Source organism: Nocardioides sp. (assembly GCF_964229035.1).
Lineage (GTDB): Bacteria > Actinomycetota > Actinomycetes > Propionibacteriales > Nocardioidaceae > Nocardioides.
Map to the genome: position 1 here is coordinate 13,158 of NZ_CAXRAZ010000052.1, position 18,037 is coordinate 31,194.

The 18,037-nt window shown below is 72.0% G+C and carries 18 protein-coding genes; 13 read left to right on the forward strand and 5 right to left on the reverse strand.

What is annotated here, in order from left to right; genetic code table 11:
• Positions 1 to 16 precede the first annotated feature (16 nt).
• From trpS to ACERUN_RS15815, 10 genes are all read left to right on the forward strand, one after another.
• A complete protein-coding gene (trpS, locus tag ACERUN_RS15770) occupies positions 17 to 1,114 on the forward strand; it encodes a tryptophan--tRNA ligase (RefSeq protein WP_370290985.1) in 1,098 nt (365 codons plus the stop codon).
• 1 nt (position 1,115) lies between these two features.
• On the forward strand, positions 1,116 to 1,664 hold the full coding sequence (locus tag ACERUN_RS15775; RefSeq protein WP_370290986.1) for a 2'-5' RNA ligase family protein: 549 nt from the start codon (positions 1,116 to 1,118) through the stop codon (positions 1,662 to 1,664).
• Positions 1,661 to 2,602, forward strand: coding sequence for a YihY/virulence factor BrkB family protein (locus ACERUN_RS15780; RefSeq protein ID WP_370290987.1), 942 nt, complete (start codon positions 1,661 to 1,663; stop codon positions 2,600 to 2,602). Before ACERUN_RS15775 ends, ACERUN_RS15780 begins: the two co-directional genes overlap by 4 nt.
• Positions 2,599 to 2,826 carry an SCO4848 family membrane protein gene (locus ACERUN_RS15785; protein WP_370290988.1) on the forward strand — a complete coding sequence of 76 codons (228 nt, stop codon included), beginning with the start codon at positions 2,599 to 2,601 and terminating at the stop codon, positions 2,824 to 2,826. The genes ACERUN_RS15780 and ACERUN_RS15785 overlap by 4 nt, the downstream gene beginning before the upstream one ends.
• Positions 2,827 to 2,882: 56 nt before the next feature.
• Positions 2,883 to 3,542 (forward strand): hypothetical protein, encoded by a 660-nt coding sequence (locus ACERUN_RS15790; RefSeq protein ID WP_370290989.1) that lies wholly within the window; start codon positions 2,883 to 2,885, stop codon positions 3,540 to 3,542.
• A 91-nt stretch (positions 3,543 to 3,633) separates the two neighbouring features.
• The gene (locus ACERUN_RS15795; RefSeq protein ID WP_370290990.1) at positions 3,634 to 4,317 is read left to right on the forward strand and encodes a copper chaperone PCu(A)C; all 684 of its coding nucleotides are present in this window, start codon (positions 3,634 to 3,636) and stop codon (positions 4,315 to 4,317) included.
• The gene (locus tag ACERUN_RS15800; protein ID WP_370290991.1) at positions 4,314 to 5,615 is read left to right on the forward strand and encodes a Dyp-type peroxidase; all 1,302 of its coding nucleotides are present in this window, start codon (positions 4,314 to 4,316) and stop codon (positions 5,613 to 5,615) included. Before ACERUN_RS15795 ends, ACERUN_RS15800 begins: the two co-directional genes overlap by 4 nt.
• A gap of 97 nt (positions 5,616 to 5,712) precedes the next feature.
• Complete coding sequence (locus tag ACERUN_RS15805) at positions 5,713 to 6,411, forward strand: vitamin K epoxide reductase family protein (RefSeq protein WP_370290992.1); 699 nt, start codon at positions 5,713 to 5,715, stop codon at positions 6,409 to 6,411.
• Positions 6,408 to 7,079: a copper resistance protein CopC gene (locus ACERUN_RS15810; protein ID WP_370290993.1), complete on the forward strand. Its 672-nt coding sequence runs from the start codon at positions 6,408 to 6,410 to the stop codon at positions 7,077 to 7,079. Before ACERUN_RS15805 ends, ACERUN_RS15810 begins: the two co-directional genes overlap by 4 nt.
• Positions 7,076 to 9,124, forward strand: a complete 2,049-nt coding sequence (locus ACERUN_RS15815; protein WP_370290994.1) for a cytochrome c oxidase assembly protein — start codon at positions 7,076 to 7,078, stop codon at positions 9,122 to 9,124. The genes ACERUN_RS15810 and ACERUN_RS15815 overlap by 4 nt, the downstream gene beginning before the upstream one ends.
• Before the next feature lie 18 nt (positions 9,125 to 9,142).
• Here ACERUN_RS15815 and ACERUN_RS15820 read toward each other — a convergent pair whose 3' ends face one another.
• From ACERUN_RS15820 to ACERUN_RS15835, 4 genes are all read right to left on the reverse strand, one after another.
• The gene (locus ACERUN_RS15820) at positions 9,143 to 10,444 is read right to left on the reverse strand and encodes an adenylate/guanylate cyclase domain-containing protein (RefSeq protein ID WP_372740699.1); all 1,302 of its coding nucleotides are present in this window, start codon (positions 10,442 to 10,444) and stop codon (positions 9,143 to 9,145) included.
• A gap of 118 nt (positions 10,445 to 10,562) precedes the next feature.
• Positions 10,563 to 11,306, reverse strand: coding sequence for a succinate dehydrogenase/fumarate reductase iron-sulfur subunit (locus ACERUN_RS15825; RefSeq protein WP_370291040.1), 744 nt, complete (start codon positions 11,304 to 11,306; stop codon positions 10,563 to 10,565).
• Positions 11,307 to 11,317: 11 nt separating this feature from the next.
• Entirely contained in the window at positions 11,318 to 13,342 is a 2,025-nt protein-coding gene (locus ACERUN_RS15830; protein WP_370290996.1) for a fumarate reductase/succinate dehydrogenase flavoprotein subunit, read from the reverse strand.
• 12 nt (positions 13,343 to 13,354) lie between these two features.
• Positions 13,355 to 14,071 carry a succinate dehydrogenase cytochrome b subunit gene (locus tag ACERUN_RS15835; protein ID WP_370290997.1) on the reverse strand — a complete coding sequence of 239 codons (717 nt, stop codon included), beginning with the start codon at positions 14,069 to 14,071 and terminating at the stop codon, positions 13,355 to 13,357.
• Positions 14,072 to 14,257: 186 nt separating this feature from the next.
• On the opposite strand from ACERUN_RS15835, the gene ACERUN_RS15840 reads away from it, so the two are divergent.
• From ACERUN_RS15840 to ACERUN_RS15850, 3 genes are all read left to right on the forward strand, one after another.
• Positions 14,258 to 16,579, forward strand: coding sequence for an FdhF/YdeP family oxidoreductase (locus tag ACERUN_RS15840; RefSeq protein WP_370290998.1), 2,322 nt, complete (start codon positions 14,258 to 14,260; stop codon positions 16,577 to 16,579).
• 3 nt (positions 16,580 to 16,582) lie between these two features.
• Complete coding sequence (fdhD, locus tag ACERUN_RS15845) at positions 16,583 to 17,410, forward strand: formate dehydrogenase accessory sulfurtransferase FdhD (protein WP_370290999.1); 828 nt, start codon at positions 16,583 to 16,585, stop codon at positions 17,408 to 17,410.
• 107 nt (positions 17,411 to 17,517) lie between these two features.
• A complete protein-coding gene (locus ACERUN_RS15850) occupies positions 17,518 to 17,838 on the forward strand; it encodes a hypothetical protein (protein WP_370291000.1) in 321 nt (106 codons plus the stop codon).
• A 28-nt stretch (positions 17,839 to 17,866) separates the two neighbouring features.
• Here the strand turns inward: ACERUN_RS15850 and ACERUN_RS15855 are convergent, their stop codons facing one another.
• Entirely contained in the window at positions 17,867 to 18,031 is a 165-nt protein-coding gene (locus ACERUN_RS15855; RefSeq protein ID WP_370291001.1) for a hypothetical protein, read from the reverse strand.
• Positions 18,032 to 18,037 lie beyond the last annotated feature (6 nt).

Genomic DNA, 18,037 nt, shown 5'->3' on the forward strand with positions numbered 1-18,037 from the left:
TGCGAGAATCGAGCCCATGTCCGTGCCCACGCCTGCGACCACCGAGCAACCGCCCGTGCCGGAGACCGCGCGGCCGGCGGCGGCCGAGGGGGCCGCCCGCCCTCGTGTTCTCTCCGGCATCCAGCCGACCTCCGACTCCTTCCACCTGGGCAACTACGTCGGCGCGGTGCGGCAGTGGGTCGACCTCCAGCGCGACCACCAGCCGTTCTTCTTCATCGCCGACCTCCACGCGATCACCGTCGACTGGGACCCCAAGGTGCTGCGCGAGCGCACCCTGCGCAGTGCGGCCCAGCTCATCGCGGCCGGCCTCGATCCCGCCCGCTCGGCGATCTTCGTGCAAAGCCACGTGCCGGCCCACGCCCAGCTCGGCTGGGTGCTCAACGGTCTCACCGGTTTCGGCGAGGCCCGGCGGATGACGCAGTGGAAGGACAAGTCGGCCAAGGGTGGCGAGGGCGCCGCCAGCGTCGGCCTGCTCACCTACCCGATCCTGCAGGCCGCCGACATCCTGCTCTACCGCCCGCACTACGTGCCGGTGGGCGAGGACCAGCGCCAGCACCTCGAGCTCACGCGTGACCTCGCCCAGCGCTTCAACAGCCGGTTCAAGAAGACCTTCCGGCTGCCCGAGCCCTACATCCTCAAGGCCACCGCGAAGCTCTACGACCTGCAGGAGCCCACGGCGAAGATGTCGAAGTCGAGCTCCTCGCCGAGCGGGCTCATCGACATGCTCGACGACCCCAAGGTCACCGCGAAGAAGATCCGCTCCGCCGTCACCGACTCCGACACCGAGATCCGCTTCGACCCCGACGCCAAGCCGGGCGTGAGCAACCTGCTCACGATCCACTCGGCGCTGTCGGGTGAGAGCATCACCAGCCTCGAGGAGCAGTTCGCCGGGCGCGGCTACGGCGACCTGAAGAAGGAGGTCGCCGACGTCGTGGTCTCCTTCGTCACCCCGTTCCGCGACCGCACCCTCGAGCTGCTCGACGCCCAGGACTACCTGATGCAGGTGCTCGCCCAGGGCGCCGCCGCGGCCAACGAGGTGGCCGAGGCCACCCTGCGCGACGTCTACCAGCGCGTCGGCTTCGTCGCGCCGGCGGCGCTGCGGGCGGACCGCTGAGATGCCGGTGATCGGCGTCGCCCTCGCCGTGCCCGAGCCCTGGGCCACCCAGCTGCAGGACTACCGCACCGCGATCGGCGACCCGACCGCCGACGGCGTCCCCACCCACATCACCCTCGTGCCGCCGATCGAGGTGGACGTCGACGTCGACGCCCTCGAGCAGCATCTGGCCGCGGCTGCCGCGGCGGTGCCGGCCTTCGAGGTGCACCTGCGCGGCACCGCCACCTTCCGCCCGGTCTCACCGGTGGTGTTCGTGGCGCTGGCCGAGGGCATCGGCCAGTGCGAGGTGCTGGCTGACGCCGTGCGCGAGGGGCCGCTCGCCGTCGAGCTCGAGTTCCCCTACCACCCGCACGTCACGGTCGCCCACCACCTCCCGGACGACGCCCTCGATCGCGCCTTCGAGGAGCTCGCGGACTTCGAGTGCAGCTTCGAGGTGGGCGACTTCCACCTCTACGTGCATCGCGGCGACGAGGGCTGGGTACCGACCCGGCGTTTCGATCTCGCTCCCGCCGACACGCCCGCGGGGCCGTGGGGGGAGGAGTCGCGGTGAAGCTCATCGACTCGGTCAAGGAGCGCGTCGGCGCCCGCGTCACCGCGCTGCGCGAGCGCTCCGGCACCGTCGACCACGCGATCCGCACCCAGGAGCACTTCGGTGCGGTCCAGGGCTCGCAGCAGGCGGGCGGCGTCACCTACTTCGGCTTCCTCTCGATCTTCCCCGTGCTCGCCCTCGCCTTCTTCTTCGTCGGCATCGTGGCGCGCTTCGCCCCCGACTCGCGCGACTGGCTGCTCACCGCCATCGACCAGGTGCTCCCCGGTCTGGTGGGCAGCGGGTCGAGCCAGGTCAGTCTCACCGACGTGCAGGACGCCGCCGGCCGCGTCGGCCTCATCGGTCTGGTCGGCGTCCTCTACGCCGGTCTCGGCTGGGTGTCGTCGCTGCGCACCGCCCTGGCCGCCCTGTTCGTCGTGCCCCAGGAGGAGCAGCCCGGCTTCATCCCCGGCAAGCTGCGCGACCTCGAGGCGCTCGTCGTCCTCGGAGGCACGCTGCTCGGCAGCGTGGTGGTCTCGGGAGCGGTGGTGTGGATCTCGGGCGCCCTCGCCGACACGCTCGGACTGGGGGCCGTCTCGGCGGTGCTGATCGGCGTCCTCGGTCTCGCGCTCGGCCTCGCCGCCGGCGCTGCGCTCTTCTTCCTGATGTTCCGCGTGCTCGCCCGACCCGATCTGCCCGCTGCGGCGTTGTGGTCGGGTGCGATCCTGGGAGCAGTGGCTTTCGAGGTGCTCAAGCAGGCCTCCAACGTGCTGCTCGCCGCGAGCCGGGGGCAGCCGGCCTTCCAGGCCTTCGGGACCGCGCTGATCCTGCTCGTCTGGATCAACTACTTCTCCCGGGTCGTGCTGTACGCCGCGGCCTGGGCGCACACCGATGCCCGGGCCGCCGGGCGCACCCCGACCGAGGACTCCGCCGAGGTCGCCACCGAGGAGGTCACCCCGTGAAGTTCGAGCGCAAGCACGCCGTCCTGCTGCTGGCCGTCGCCGCCTGGAACGTCTTCTCCTTCGGCAACTTCGCCAAGAACCTCTACTCGGCCTACGAGGGCGGAGAGGACCGGCCCACCGGCTACTGGGTCGCCCACACCGTGCTCATCGTCGTGAACTTCGCCATCGCCGGCGTGCTCGGAGCGCTGGGCGTCAAGGCCTTCCGCGCCACGCGCGAGGGCTGATCCCCTCCCGGCCCCCTCCGGCCCACCCGACCAGGAAGCCCACCAGGAAACCTGCCGTGACACCTGCCCGCCACCGCCCGACCCGTGGACGACGCGTCCGCGGCGTTGCGGGCGTGCGCGGGCTCGGCGCCGGCCTGGTCGCCGCCCTCGGCGCACTGATCGCCCACGTCACCGGCGGCGGCGAGGTGGAGGTCGTGCCCGGGCTCGCCGTGGCGGCCTGCGCGCTGCCGCTCGGTCTCCTGCTCGTGGGTCGCGACGGCGCCCGGCCGCAGGCCCTCAGCCCGCCGCGGCTGGTACTCGTGGCCGCAGCCGCTCAGGCGGTGGCCCACGGCTCGCTGATGCTCGCCCCCACCGCCGGTGCCGGGCACGAGCACCACGGCGCCGGGGGAGCGCTCGCCGGAGCGGCCGGTCTCGGGCCCGCCATGGTGGCCCACCACCTCCTCGTGGCGCTGGCCACGGTGGCGGTCGGGGCCGGACTCGACCGTGCCCTCGTCTCGCTCGCGCGTGCGGTGCTCGCTGCGGTGCTGCCGCGTGGTCCTCGGGCGGTGTCCCTGCCCGCGCTCCGACGCCTCGCCGCGATCGGCGTCGCGCGGGTCCTGCGGCCGCGCGCCCTCGACGCCGGGGCCCGCCCCCGCGCCCCGCCGCGGGCGATGCTCCTACCCGTCCTACCGACGCAGACCCTGCGTCGGGTCCCCGGCATCGCGCCGCTGCGCTGACGCACCCGCTCGTTCGAGGTCGCATCGCGCCGACGGCGCAGCCACCTGCGGCGCCTGCGCGCGCCCACGAGCGGAAAGAATCGATGCACCCATGAAGAAGCGCCTCCCCGCCGCCGTCCTGGCGGCCGCCCTGCTGCCGGCTCTCGCGGCCTGCGGCTCCGACGACTCCCCGGGCGCGGCCGACGCGCCCTCGAGCGCGGCCACCGGCGGCTCCGCCTCGACCGGCGGCGCCGCCTCGACCGGCGGCTCCGCGGCCAGCGGCCAGGCCGCGTCCCTGACCGTGAGCGACCCGTGGATCAAGGCCACCGACGCCACCCCCGACGGCGAGGCGATGACGGCCGCCTTCGGCACGCTGACCAACACCGGCAGCGAGGCGATCACGGTGGTGGGCGCGGCCACGAAGGCCGCCGGTCTCGTCGAGCTGCACGAGACGGTGCAGAACAGCGACGGATCGATGGCGATGCAGCCGAAGAAGGGCGGCTTCGTCGTGCCGGCCGGTGGCTCGCTCACCCTGGAGCCCGGTGGCAACCACATCATGCTGATGGATCTCACCGCGAGCCTCGCCGCCGGCGAGGTCGTGCCCGTCACGCTGACCCTCGACGACGGTTCGACCGCCGTGATCGAGGCGACGGTCAAGCCGTTCGAGGGTGCCGACGAGAAGTACCAGGGCGGCGGCTCGGGCGACATGGGTGACATGGGCGACATGAGCGGGATGGACCACTCCGGCATGGGTCACTCCGGCTCGCAGAAGGCGAGCGAGGGCGCGTCGCGATGAGCGGCGGTCCCCGCTGGGACCGCCGCCGCCTGCTCCGCACCGGCGCCGCCGCCGTTGGCGGCGCCGGGGTGGGGTGGAGCACGTCGGCGGTCGTGACGAACACCGCGCACGCGGCCGGGCTGGACGCGGCCGGCAGGGCCGGGGACGGGGTGGTCCGGGTCGGCCCGTCGGCCGGTGCGGAGACCGTGGCGCTCGGCGGGCGCCACCAGCCGGGTGTCGACACCCCGACGCAGGCCCACGCCTCGCTGCTGGGGTGGGACCTGCTGCCCGGCAGCGACACCCCCCACCTGATCCGACTGATGCGGCTGCTCACCGATGACGCCCGACGCCTCGGCAACGGCCGCCCGGCGCTGGCCGACACCGAGCCCGAGCTCGCCGCGCACCCGTCGCGGCTCACCGTGACCTTCGGATTCGGCCCGCGCGTGCTGCGCGAGCTCGCGCCCGGCGTCGGGGGAGGGGAGGCGACGGCGCCGATCGGTCGTCGTCCGCTGGAGGACCTGCCGCGCTTCGCCCGCGACGAGCTGAAGGAGCCGTGGGGCCAGACCGACGTGATCGCCCAGGTGGCCTGTGACGACCCGCTCACCCTCGCTCACGCCCGACGCGTGCTCACCAAGGACGCGCGCCCGCTCGCGCGCCTGCGGTGGATCCAGAGCGGCTTCCGCAACGCCCGCGGCACTGCCCCGGGCTCCACCATGCGCAACCTCATGGGCCAGGTCGACGGCACGGCCAACCCCGACCCGGCACTGCCCGACTTCGACCCGCTCGTGTGGATCGACGACGGTCCGCTGGCGGGCGGCACCTGCCTGGTGCTGCGACGCATCCGCATGCACCTCGACAGCTGGGACAAGGTCGACCGCCTGGGGCGCGAGGCCACCATCGGACGACGCCTCGACACCGGCGCCCCCCTGACGGGCACCGGGGAGTTCGATCCCGTCGACCTGCAGGCCACCGACAAGTTCGGCCTGCCGGTGATCGACCCGGCCAGCCACGTGGCCCGCGCCCGCAGCACCGACCCCACCGAGCGGTTCCTGCGCCGCGGCTTCAACTACACCGACCCCGATCCGACCCGCCCCGACGGGGAGGACAGCGGGCTGCTGTTCGTCGCGTTCGCCGCCGACCCGCAGCGTCAGTTCGTGCCGGTGCAGCGCCGCCTGCACGAGCTCGACCGCCTCAACGCCTGGATCACCACGATCGGCTCCGCGGTCTACGCGGTGCCGCCGGCGGCTCGCGAGGACGATCCGCGCGACTACGTCGGCTCCACCCTGCTGGAGCCCGGAGCGACGAGGAGCGGGGCGTGAGAGCCGCCACGATCGCGGCGAATCCGGCTCGCTTCGGTGCGGGTGAGAAACTGGAGTCGTTCAAGCCCGCAGCGCGGGCTCGCCGAGGAGGGCCCCGATGAGCGCAGGCGACATCACCCGGCCCGCCAGCAAGGAGGAGGACGTGGAGGTCCTGGACCGAGCCGACCTCGACCCCGACGATCTCGGACCGGACGACGACGTCGACCCGGACGGCTCCGAGGCCGCGCCGGTGCCGCGCACCAGCGGCATCGCCCTCGCCGTCTGGGCGGCCATCGGGCTCGCGGCGGCCTTCACCCTCGCTGTCGAGCGCGTGAAGCTGCTGGAGGACCCCAACCACCGGCTCTCCTGCGACCTCTCGCCGCTGCTGTCCTGCGGCTCGGTCATGGTCACCGAGCAGGCCCGTGCCTTCGGCTTCCCGAACCCCTTCCTCGGGATCGGCGCGTTCAGCGTCGTCCTCACGCTGGGGGTGCTGCTCGCCTCGCAGGTGCGGCTGCCGCGCTGGGTGCTCGACGGCCTCGCCGTCGGCGGCACCCTCGGCCTGGCGTTCGTGGCGTGGCTGATCTCGCAGAGCCTCTACTCGATCGGCGCGCTCTGCCCGTGGTGCCTGGTCGTGTGGTCGGTGACGATCCCGATCTTCGTGTGGACCACCCTGCTCGCCGCCCGCGCGCACCGTCCCTCGTCCGCAGCCGTCGAGCTGCTGTGGGACCTTCGCTTCCTCATCGTCCTCGGCGCGTACGTGCTCGTCATCGTGCTCGCCCTCGTGCAGTTCTGGAGCTACTGGGAGACCCTCCTGTGACCGCCCCCGTGATCACCGCCCCCGTCGGGGCCACCACCCCCCGTGGACGACGCCCGCTCGCTGCGGCGTCGGTCCTGCTCGCCGCGCTCGTCGGCGTCCTTGCGCTCGGCTGGGCGCAGCCGGCCTCGGCCCATGCCGCCCTCCTGGGCTCCGACCCCGAGGACGGCGCCCGCCTCGACGCGCTGCCGGCCCGCATCGCGCTGGAGTTCAGCGAGGACATGAGCGCTCCGGCCTACCTCGTCGTCAAGGACCCCGACGACCAGCGCGTCGATGCGGGCGAGGTCGCGGTGAAGGGGGCGGAGGTCAGCGTCGCCGTTGACGACCCCGGCCTCGCGGGCCGCTACCAGGTGGCCTTCCGTGCGGTGTCGGCCGACGGCCACCCGGTCACCGGCCAGTTCTCCTTCACCGTCGCGGGCGGTTCCACCGCCTCGGCCTCGCCGAGCGCCGGGGCCAGCACGGCCCCGAGCGCGAGCCCCAGCACCGCGCCGAGCACAGCACCGAGCGCTGGTGCGTCGACCGGCAGCGAGCCGGAGTCGGCGGCCGTGCGCCCGACCTCGGCCACCACCGACGACGACTCCGGCATCGGCGAGGTGCAGGTGGGGGTCGGCATCGCCCTGTTCGTCGTCGCCGGCGGACTCTTCTGGTTCAGTAGGAGGCAGCGCGCATGAGTGTCGACCAGCAGCAGGAGACGGCCCCGGCCCCTGAGCCCGCCGGTGCGGGGGTGCGTCGCGACCCCGTGGTCGCGCTGGTCGCCGTCGCGACCTCGGCGGCGGCCGCCGTCCTGCTGCTGGCGCTCGGCGGTGGGGGCCCCCAGGAGCCCATCGCGGGCCTGCCCGACCCCGGCCCGGTCGTCGGGTGGGGGCTCCCCGCCGTACGGCTGGCCGCCGACCTCCTGGCCGTGGCCGTGATCGGCGGACTCCTGGTCACCCCGCTCACCATGCGACGCATCGGCGACGAGGTCGGCGCCTCGGCCTTCCGCGGTCTGCGCAGCGTGCGGCTGCTGGCCCTCGGCTGGTTCGTGGCGGTGCTCGCGCAGATCGTGCTCACCTACTCCGACCAGTTCGCCGTGCCGCTGAGCCAGGTCGGCTGGACCGAGCTGCGGGGCTTCCTCACCACCGCTGACCAGGCGAAGTCCCTGCTCGTCCAGGCGGGGCTGGTGCTCGCGCTCGTCGTCGTCTCGCGCTGGGTGCTGCTCACCCGGTCGGTGCTGGCGCTGCTGGTGCTCGCCCTGGCCGCGGTCGTGCCGCCCCTGCTCACCGGCCACGCCGCGGGCGCCGGCAACCACGACACGGCCGTCATCGGCGTCGTGGTGCACGTGATCGCCGCGGTCATCTGGGTCGGCGGCGTGGTGGCGCTGTGGTGGCACCTGGCGCTGTCGCGCAAGATGCGCGAGCGTGCGCTCCACCGCTTCTCCGGCATCGCCAGCTGGTGCCTGGCCGCCGTGGTGATCTCCGGCGTCATCGGCACCCTCGTGCGCACCGGCGGCGTCGACGGCCTCGCCTCGGCCTACGGCGCGGCAGCGGGCGTGAAGCTGGTCCTGGTCACGCTCGTCGGCCTGGTCGCCCTGCAGCTGCGCCGGCGCGTCATCGCCGCGCCCGTGCAGGACGCCGCCCTCCTCCTGCGCCTCACCGGCCTCGAGGTGATCGTGATGGCCACGGCCATCGGGCTCGGCGTGGCGCTGAGCCGCACGCCCCCGCCCGTGCCCGACTCGCTCTACCCCACAGCCGCGCAGAGCCTGATCGGCGGCGCGGTGCCCCCCGAGCCGACGCTCGGACGCCTGCTGTTCTCCTTCACCCCCTCCGGGCTCGGGATGCTCGTGGTGCTGCTGGGCTCTGCCGCCTACATCGCCGGGCTGCGCACCCTGCGGCGCCGTGGCGACGCGTGGCCGGTCGGGCGCACGGTGCTGTGGTTCGCCGGCATCCTCGTGGTCGCCTACGCCACGATGGGCGGCCTCGGTGTCTACGCCAAGGTCGCCTTCAGCGCCCACATGGCCAGCCACATGGCGCTGTCGATGGTCGCGCCGATCTTCCTGGTGAGCGGACGCCCGATCCAGCTGGCCCTGCGGGCGCTGCCAGGCAGCGACGTGCCGGGCGGCACCGGGCCGCGTCAGCTCCTCGCCGGGGTGCTCGACTCCCGCGTGGCCAAGGTGTTCATGAACCCCGTCACGGCCTCGCTGCTGCTCATCGGCAGCCTGTGGGTGGTCTACCTGAGCGACGGCCTATTCGACGCCCTCATGCGCAACCACCTCGGCCACGTGGCGATGGAGGTGCACTTCCTGCTCGCCGGGCTGCTGTTCTTCGAGGTGCTGATCGGCGAGGGACCGGGCCACCGGCTCACCTACGTCGGGCGCCTGCTGATGCTGCTCGTGAGCATGCCGTTCCACGCCTTCTTCTCGGTCACGGTGATGGGCTCGGACCGCATCATCGGCGAGCAGTACTACCGCCTGCTCGACGTGCCGTGGATCGACAGCCTGCTCGACGACCAGAATCTCGCCGGGGCGATGAACTGGGCGCTCGGCGAGGTGCCGATGGTGATGGTCATCATCGTGCTGCTGCTGCAGTGGTGGCGCTCGGACCAGCGCGAGGCCCGTCGCCGCGACCGTGCCGCCGACCGCGACGGCGACGCCGAGCTCAACGCCTACAACGCGATGCTCGGTCAGATCGCCGAGGGCAAGGCCGACGTCCACAGCGGGCGCGGCTACCAGGAGCGGTAGGGACGGCCCGACCGGGGTTCACAGGGGCATGCGGCCGAGCAGGAAGTAGGTCGTCATCGGTCCCTTGCCCTTGACCTCGACCTGCTGGGGGTCGCTGAAGGCGTAGCGGTCGGCCAGCAGCTCGTGGGTGCGCTCGGACACCTGGATGCGGTGCGGGCGCCCGTGCGACTCCATGCGGCTGGCGGTGTTGACCGTGTCGCCCCACAGGTCGTAGGTGAACTTGCGCCGCCCGATCACGCCGGCGACCACCGGACCGCTCGCGATGCCGATGCGCATCGCGATCGGGCCCGGCCAGTCGCGCGCGAGGCGGGCGGAGGCGCGCTGCATGTCGAGTGCGAGCTCGGCCAAGGACGACGCGTGGTCGGCGTCCGGGGTCGGGAGGCCGGCGACGGCCATGTAGGCGTCGCCGACGGTCTTGATCTTCTCCACGCCCCGCCGATCGCACAGGGCGTCGAACTCGCGGAACATCGTGTCGAGCAGCCCGACGAGACGTTCGGCGGGCAGGTGCTCGGCGATCGCGGTGAAGCCGACGATGTCGGAGAACAGCACGCTCACCTCCTCGGCCGACTCCGCGATCGTGCCCTGCGCGGTGCGCAGCCGGCTCGCGATCGCCACGGGCAGCACGTTGTGGAGCAGCTCGTCGCTGCGCGCCTGCTCGATCTCGACCTCGCGCTGGCGCTCGAACTCGGTGCGCCGCACCCGCTCGAGCGCGTAGGCCACGAGGACGGCGATCGCCGCCAGGCCCAGCACCGGCGTCACCTCGGCGGCGATCACGCCGGGGTCGCGGCCCAGTCCGCCGGTGCCCGGCAGGGTCAGGCACACCACCACGTAGGCGCCGGCCATGCCGAGGGCGGCGTGCATGCGCAGGCGCAGCAGGCCGACGGCACCGAGCAGGGTGATCGTGCAGGAGGTGCGCAGGTACTCCAGTGGGAAGTCGGCGGCCAGCCCGAGCCCGGTGCCGAGCCAGAGCAGCAGGAACGTGAGGAGCAGGAAGCTCGCGAACTGGGGGTGTCGGCTCACGGTCGTGGAGCGGGCCATCACGAGGCCGGAGACCACGATCAGGGCCGCCGCGCCGGCGCGCACGAGCAGGGCCTCCGCCAGGCCGTCGTCCAGGAGGAGGACGTCGACCACGCCGTAGCCGACGTCGAGGAGCAGCGCGATGGCGAGGGCGAACCACGCCTGGGCGAGCCCCATGAGGTCGTCGTAGGCGCGGAAGTCCTCCTCCGCCTCGGCCTCGTCGAAGTCGAGCATCCAGCGCTGCATGTGCAGCTGGTGGTGCTGCTCCTGCACCCAGGTCGCCGCCGACCTGAAGCCCGTCACCACCGCCACGGGAGGTCATGCTGCCAGACCTCGGCCGGGGCGCCGTCGGGCGTTCGAAAAGCGCCGCGGCCCGGCTCGTGGAGACGAACCGGGCCGCGGCGTGCGGACGGGAGCGGGGTCAGAGACCCTGCTTCAGCGCGGTGCGCAGGTCCTTGTTGAGCTGCGAGATGACGTCGAGCGGGATGCCCTTCGGGCACGCCTGCGCGCAGGCGCCGATGTTGGTGCAACCGCCGAAGCCCTCGTGGTCGTGCTGGCCGACCATGTCGACCACGCGCGAGTAACGCTCGGGCTGGCCCTGCGGCAGCTCACCGAGGTGGGTGATCTTCGCGCCGAGGAACAGCGAGGCCGAGCCGTTGGGGCACGACGCCACGCAGGCGCCGCAGCCGATGCAGGTGGCCATGTTGAACGAGCGCATCGCCTTGTCACGCGGCGCCGGCACCGAGTTGGCCTCGGGCGCCGAGCCGGTGTTGGCGGAGATGAAGCCGCCGGCCTGGATGATGCGGTCGAACGCCGAGCGGTCGACCACGAGGTCCTTGACCACCGGGAACGGGGCCGCGCGCCACGGCTCGACGGTGATGGTGTCGCCGTCCTTGAACGAGCGCATGTGCAGCTGGCAGGTGGTGGTGACCTCGGGACCGTGGGCCTGGCCGTTGATCATCAGCGAGCACGAGCCGCAGATGCCCTCGCGACAGTCGTGCTCGAAGGCGACGGGCTCCTCGCCCTGCTCGTTGAGCTGCTCGTTGAGGATGTCGAGCATCTCCAGGAAGCTCATGTCCTCGGAGATCCCGGACACCTGGTAGGTGTGCAGGCCGCCCTGGGCCTCCGGACCGGCCTGACGCCAGATCTTGAGGGTCAGGTTCATGCTGCCGGCGCTCACTTGTACGACCTCTGCTTCATCTCGATGGCGGTGTAGATCAGATCCTCCTTGTGGAGGACGGGCTGGCCCTCGTCGCCGCCCCACTCCCAGGCCGCCACATAGGCGAACTCGTCGTCGTGGCGCAGCGCCTCGCCGTCGTCGGTCTGCGACTCGGCGCGGAAGTGGCCGCCGCAGGACTCGCGCCGGTTCAGGGCGTCGATGCACATGAGCTCGCCCAGCTCGATGAAGTCGGCCACGCGGCCGGCCTTCTCGAGGCTCTGGTTGAGGGTGTCGGCCGCGCCGAGCACGCGCACGTTGGTCCAGAAGTCGGCCTTGAGCTCGCGGATCATGTCGATCGCCTTGCGCAGGCCGGCCTCGGTGCGCTCCATGCCGCAGTACTCCCACATGATGTGGCCGAGCTCGCGGTGGTAGGAGTCGACCGAGCGGGTGCCGTTGATCGACAGGAACTTCTCCACGCGGTTCTGCACCGCCTGCTGGGCCTCGACGACGGCCGGGTGGCCCTCGTCGACCTTCTCGAACGGGCCGTCGGCGAGGTAGTCGCGGATGGTGTTCGGAAGCACGAAGTAGCCGTCGGCCAGACCCTGCATGAGGGCCGAGGCGCCGAGGCGGTTCGCGCCGTGGTCGGAGAAGTTGGCCTCGCCGGTGACGAACAGGCCGGGGATGTTCGACTGCAGGTGGTAGTCGACCCACAGGCCGCCCATCACGTAGTGCACGGCGGGGTAGATGCGCATCGGCACCTCGTAGGGGTTCTCACCCGTGATGCGCTCGTACATGTCGAAGAGGTTGTCGTACTTCTCGCGCACGGCGTCCTCGCCCAGACGCTTGATGGCGTCGGAGAAGTCGAGGTAGACGCCGCGACGGAAGTCGCCGACCATCGGGCCCACGCCGCGACCCTCGTCGCAGACGTTCTTCGCCTGGCGCGAGGCGATGTCGCGGGGCACCAGGTTGCCGAAGGAGGGGTAGATCCGCTCCAGGTAGTAGTCGCGGTCCTCCTCGGGGATGTCGCGGGGGTCCTTGGTGCAGTCCTCCTTGTTCTTCGGCACCCAGATGCGACCGTCGTTGCGCAGCGACTCGGACATGAGCGTGAGCTTCGACTGGTGCTCGCCGGAGACCGGGATGCAGGTGGGGTGGATCTGCGTGTAGCAGGGGTTGGCCATGTAGGCGCCCTTGCGGTGCGCGCGCCACGCGGCGGTGACGTTGGAGCCCATCGCGTTGGTCGAGAGGTAGAACACGTTGCCGTAGCCGCCCGAGGCGAGGACGACGACGTCGGCCAGGTGAGTCTCGATCTCGCCGCTGACGAGGTCGCGGGCGATGATGCCGCGGGCCTTGCCGTCGACGACGATCAGCTCGAGCATCTCGTGGCGGGTGAACTGCTGCACCGTGCCGGCCGCCACCTGGCGCTCCATGGCCTGGTAGGCGCCGAGCAGCAGCTGCTGGCCCGTCTGGCCGCGGGCGTAGAAGGTGCGCGAGACCTGCACGCCGCCGAACGAGCGGTTGTCGAGCAGGCCGCCGTACTCGCGGGCGAAGGGCACGCCCTGGGCCACGCACTGGTCGATGATGTTCGTGCTGACCTCGGCGAGGCGGTACACGTTCGACTCGCGGCTGCGGTAGTCGCCGCCCTTGACGGTGTCGTAGAAGAGGCGGAAGACGGAGTCGCCGTCCTCCTTGTAGTTCTTGGCCGCGTTGATGCCGCCCTGGGCGGCGATCGAGTGGGCGCGGCGGGGCGAGTCCTGGTAACAGAAGGACTTCACGTTGTAGCCGGCCTCGCCGAGCGTGGCGGCGGCGGCGCCGCCGGCCAGGCCGGTGCCGACGATGATGATGTCGAGCTTGCGACGGTTGGCCGGGTTGACCAGGCGGTTCTCGAACTTGCGCGTCGTCCAGCGGTCGGCGATCGGGCCGGTGGGGGCTGCGGCGTCGACGATCTTCTCACCGGGGGTGTAGTAGCCGCGGGCGTCGTCGGACTTCTGCTCCGGCGCCTGGTTCAGCGGGGTGAGTCCGTCGTGGAGGGTGCTGCCTGCCATGAGGGGTGCTCCTTACTTCTCGATGATGCCGGTGAGGACGGAGAGCGGGATGAGCGAGAACCCGCCCGCGACGACGATGGCCACGACCCAGCCGGCAGCGCGGGCTCGGGCTCGTGCGGTCGCGGAGTTGGTCAGCCCGAGCGTCTGCAGGGAGCTGAACGTGCCGTGGTGCAGGTGGAAGGCGAGCGCGAGCATCGCCACGAGGTAGATGACGGTGAGCCACCAGACCTCGAAGTTGGACACCATCAGCTGGTAGGGGTTGTCCACGCCCGTCGCGCCGTTGCTCACGTCGATCTTGGTGATCGTGAAGTTGAGCAGGTGCCAGACGATGAAGACCAGCAGGGTCAGTCCGCCCCAGCGCATGGTGCGCGAGGAGAGCGAGGTGCCGACGTTGCGCTTGACGGCGTACTTCACCGGGCGCGCGGCGGCAGCGCGGCGGGTGAGGAGCACCGCGCTGGTGACGTGGACGACGAGGGCCGCGATCAGGCCGACGCGGATGATCCACAGCAGGCCGGAGTAGGGGAGCAGCGGCTCGCCGAGGGTGCGCAGGTGCTCGGCGTACTCGTTGAACTTCTCCTCGCCGCCGAAGGCCTTGAGGTTGCCGTACATGTGCCCCAGCACGAAGCCGATGAACAGCAGGCCGCTGACCGCCATCGTGAGCTTCAAGGCGATGGTGGAGCGGGCTGCTCGGGAGCCCTTGATCAGTTCGGGACGCGTCGTCGTTGCCACAAGGACCAACGGTACCTGCGCTACCGAGGAGTAGGTGACGCGGATCATGTGACATATGTCCGTTAGGGGAACCTTAGGTGCAGCCCGTTCGTAGGACCGGTTTCGGCCTGCTGCGATCGCGGCCGCCTATCGACCCATCCGCGAAGGTTCTTTGACGCCTCACCAGGGGCGAGGCAGTCTCGAAGCATGGCCACCCCCGACGCCTCGCCCGATGCCTCCTCACCCGCCGAGGCACCGCTGCCCGCCCTCGAGGAGAAGCTGAAGGTCGGTGAGCCGAAGGAGTGGGCCGCCGGCGTGCCCGCGGTCGCGCATGCGATGGAGTACGCGCTGCCCACCGCCGGGCCCAAGCGCACGGCGCTCACGCTGCTCAACCTCAACCAGGTCGACGGCATCGACTGCCCCGGGTGCGCCTGGCCGGAGCCGGGCCACCGCACCACCAACGAGTACTGCGAGAACGGCGCCAAGCACGTCAGCGACGAGGCCACCACCAAGCGCGTGACGCGCGAGTTCTTCGCCCGCCACTCGGTGGCCGAGCTCGCCACGCAGAGCGACATGTGGCTCAACCAGCAGGGGCGCCTCACCGAGCCGATGGTGCTGCGCCCGGGCGCCACCCACTACGAGCCGCTCGGCTGGGACGAGGCCCTCGGCCTCCTGGCCGACGAGATGCGGGGACTGGCCAGCCCGGACGAGGCGATCTTCTACACCTCGGGGCGCCTGAGCAACGAGGGCGCGTTCGTGCTCCAACTGCTCGCCCGGTCCTTCGGCACCAACAACCTGCCCGACTGCTCGAACATGTGCCACGAGTCCAGCGGTGCGGGCCTGGGCGAGACGCTCGGCGTCGGCAAGGGCACGGTGACCCTCGACGACATCTACGAGGCCGACCTCATCTTCGTCGTGGGGCAGAACCCCGGCACCAACCACCCCCGCATGCTCACCGCGCTCGAGCACACCAAGCGCAACGGCGGGCGCATCGTGGCGGTCAACCCGCTGCCCGAGGCCGGCCTCAAGCGATTCAAGAACCCGCAGAAGCCGCGCGGGGTCATCGGTCGCGGCACCGCGATCGCCGACCACTTCCTCAAGATCCGCCCGGGTGGCGACCTGGCGCTCTTCCAGATGCTCAACCGGCTGCTCCTCGAGGCCGAGGACGCCGCCCCCGGCACCGTGCTCGACCGCCAGTTCCTCGACGAGCACACGATCGGCCTCGCCGAGCTCCAGGCGCATCTGCGCGAGGTGGAGTGGGACGACGTGCTCGCCGCCACCGGCCTGACCCGCGAGGAGATCGAGCAGACCCTGGCCATGGTGCTGGAGTCGAAGAAGATCATCGTGTGCTGGGCGATGGGCCTGACCCAGCACAAGCACGGCGTGCCCACGATCCGCGAGATCGTCAACTTCCTGCTCCTGCGCGGCAACATCGGCCGGCCCGGTGCGGGCGTGTGTCCGGTGCGCGGCCACAGCAACGTGCAGGGCGACCGCACGATGGGCATCTGGGAGCAGATGCCCGAGTGGTTCCTCTCGGCCCTCGAGCACGAGTTCGCCATCGACGTGCCGCGGGAGCACGGCGTCGACTCCGTGGACGCCGTCCGCGCCATGGCCGACGGCAGGGCCAGGATCTTCGTCGGCGTGGCCGGCAACTTCGTGCGCGCCATGAGCGACAGCGACGTCACCGAGGAGGCCCTGCGCAAGCTCGACCTCACCGTGCAGATCTCCACCAAACTCAACCGCTCGCACACCGTCACCGGCACCACCGCGCTGATCCTGCCCACGCTCGGCCGCAGCGACCGCGACGTGCAGGAGAGCGGCGAGCAGGAGGTCACGGTCGAGGACTCCATGAGCCAGGTGCACGCCTCGCGCGGGCGCCTGGAGCCGGCGTCCGAGCACCTGCTGAGCGAGGTCGCGATCCTGTGCCGCCTCGCGCGCCTCGTGCTCGGCCCCGAGCACCCGGTGCCGTGGGAGGACTTCACCCGCGACTACGGACGCATCCGCGAGAGCGTGGCGCGCGTCGTCCCCGGGTTCGAGCGGTTCAACGAGCGCCTGGCCGAGCCCGGCGGCTTCCGCCTGCCGAGCCCGGTGGACGAGCGCCGCTGGACCACCCCGCAGGGCAAGGCCGTGCTCACCTGCAACCCGATGGAGACCATCGAGGCGCCCGAGGGCCACCTGGTGCTGCAGAGCCTGCGCTCGCACGACCAGTGGAACACCATCCCCTACGCCCTCGACGACCGCTACCGCGGCATCCACGGCGGGCGGCACGTGGTGTTGGTCAACCCCGACGACCTCGCGCAGCTCGGCCTCGCCGACCGCGACCTGGTCGACCTCGTCAGCGTGTGGACCGACGGCCGCGAGCGTCGCGCGGAGGGCTTCCGCGTGGTCGCCTACCCGGCGGCGCGGGGCTCGGCGGCGTCCTACTACCCCGAGACCAACGTGCTCGTGCCGCTCGACAGCGTTGCCGACGTCAGCAACACGCCCACCTCCAAGGGCGTCATCGTGCGGCTCGAGAAGCGGGCGGGCTGAGCGATGGGGCGCGTGACGGCTCGGCGTCCGGTGCTCCGCATCCGCGAGGGCGGTGTCGACCGGCGTCCCGACACCCTAGCGGTGGAGGAGCCCATGGAGATCCGGGTGGGCGGACGCCCGCTCACGATCACCATGCGCACCCCCGGCGACGACTTCGACCTCGCCGTCGGCTTCCTGGTGGGGGAGGGCGTGGTGCGCAGCGCGGACGACGTGCTGGCCGCCCGCTACTGCGCCGGAGCCACGGCCGACGGCACGAACACCTACAACGTCGTCGACGTCACCCTCGCCCCCCACGTGACCCCGCCCGATGCGTCGGTGGAGCGCAATTTCTACACGACCTCCTCGTGCGGGCTGTGCGGCAAGGCCAGCCTCGACGCCGTGCGCGCCACCACCACGTGGGCCGTGGACGACGACCCGCTGCGCCTGACCCCCGAGCGACTCGCCGTGCTGCCGACCGCCCTGCGGCGCGCGCAGCAGGTGTTCGACCGCACCGGAGGCATCCACGCCGCCGGCCTGTTCGACTCCGAGGGCCGCCTCATCGCCGCCCGCGAGGACGTCGGTCGCCACAACGCCGTCGACAAGGTGATCGGCCACGCCGCCCGCTCGGGGCTGCTGCCACTGCGCGAGACGGTGCTCATGGTGAGCTCGCGAGCGTCCTTCGAGCTGGTGCAGAAGGCGGCGCTGGCCGGCATCCCGGCACTCGCGGCGGTGTCGGCGCCCTCCTCGCTCGCCGTCGAGCTGGCCGAGGAGCTCGGGCTCACGCTCGTGGGCTTCCTGCGCGGTGAGTCGATGAACGTCTACGCGGGCGCGCAGCGCATCGACCTGTCCTGATCCGCTCCGAGCCGTCCTGAGCAGCCCCGTTCGACGGGCGTGGGGGTACGGGCGGATCGGCCGCCTAGGCTGAGGACCCGTCGTCCGCCCGCCCGAGAGGTTCACCCGTGCCCGCCAGCCGCTCCGCCCGTCAGAGGAAGGCCGGCGTCGACGCCGGCGGGCTGGCGAGCGTGCGCATCGACGTCGATGCCGACGACTCGTTCGTCTACACGATCTCCTGCACCGAGTGCGAGGTCCCGAGGCCCGGCACGGGCACCCGTGCGTGGAGCACGAAACGGCGCGGTGAGGACAACGGGTACCTGGCGGCGATGGACCGCTGGATCCTGCACCTCACCGCCCGCCACCCCGAGGCGGAGGCGCCCTGCCTGGCGTACCTGCCCGAGGCGCAGGCGCGCCTGCAGGAGCGGCGCGAGGCCCCTCGCGGCTAGTCCCGCGGGGCGTGCGTCCCTCGCTCGCTCAGCCGGTGAAGAGCTGGGTGGCGGCCTTGACCGCGTTGTAGAGCCCGTAGGCGAGCGGGACGGCGACGACCGCCCAGGCGCCCGCGACGAGCGGGGCCTGGTTGCGGGCGGGGGTGGTCGTCGTGTGCTGGGCGTCGTGCGAGGGCGTGGGGGAGGTGCTCATGATGCG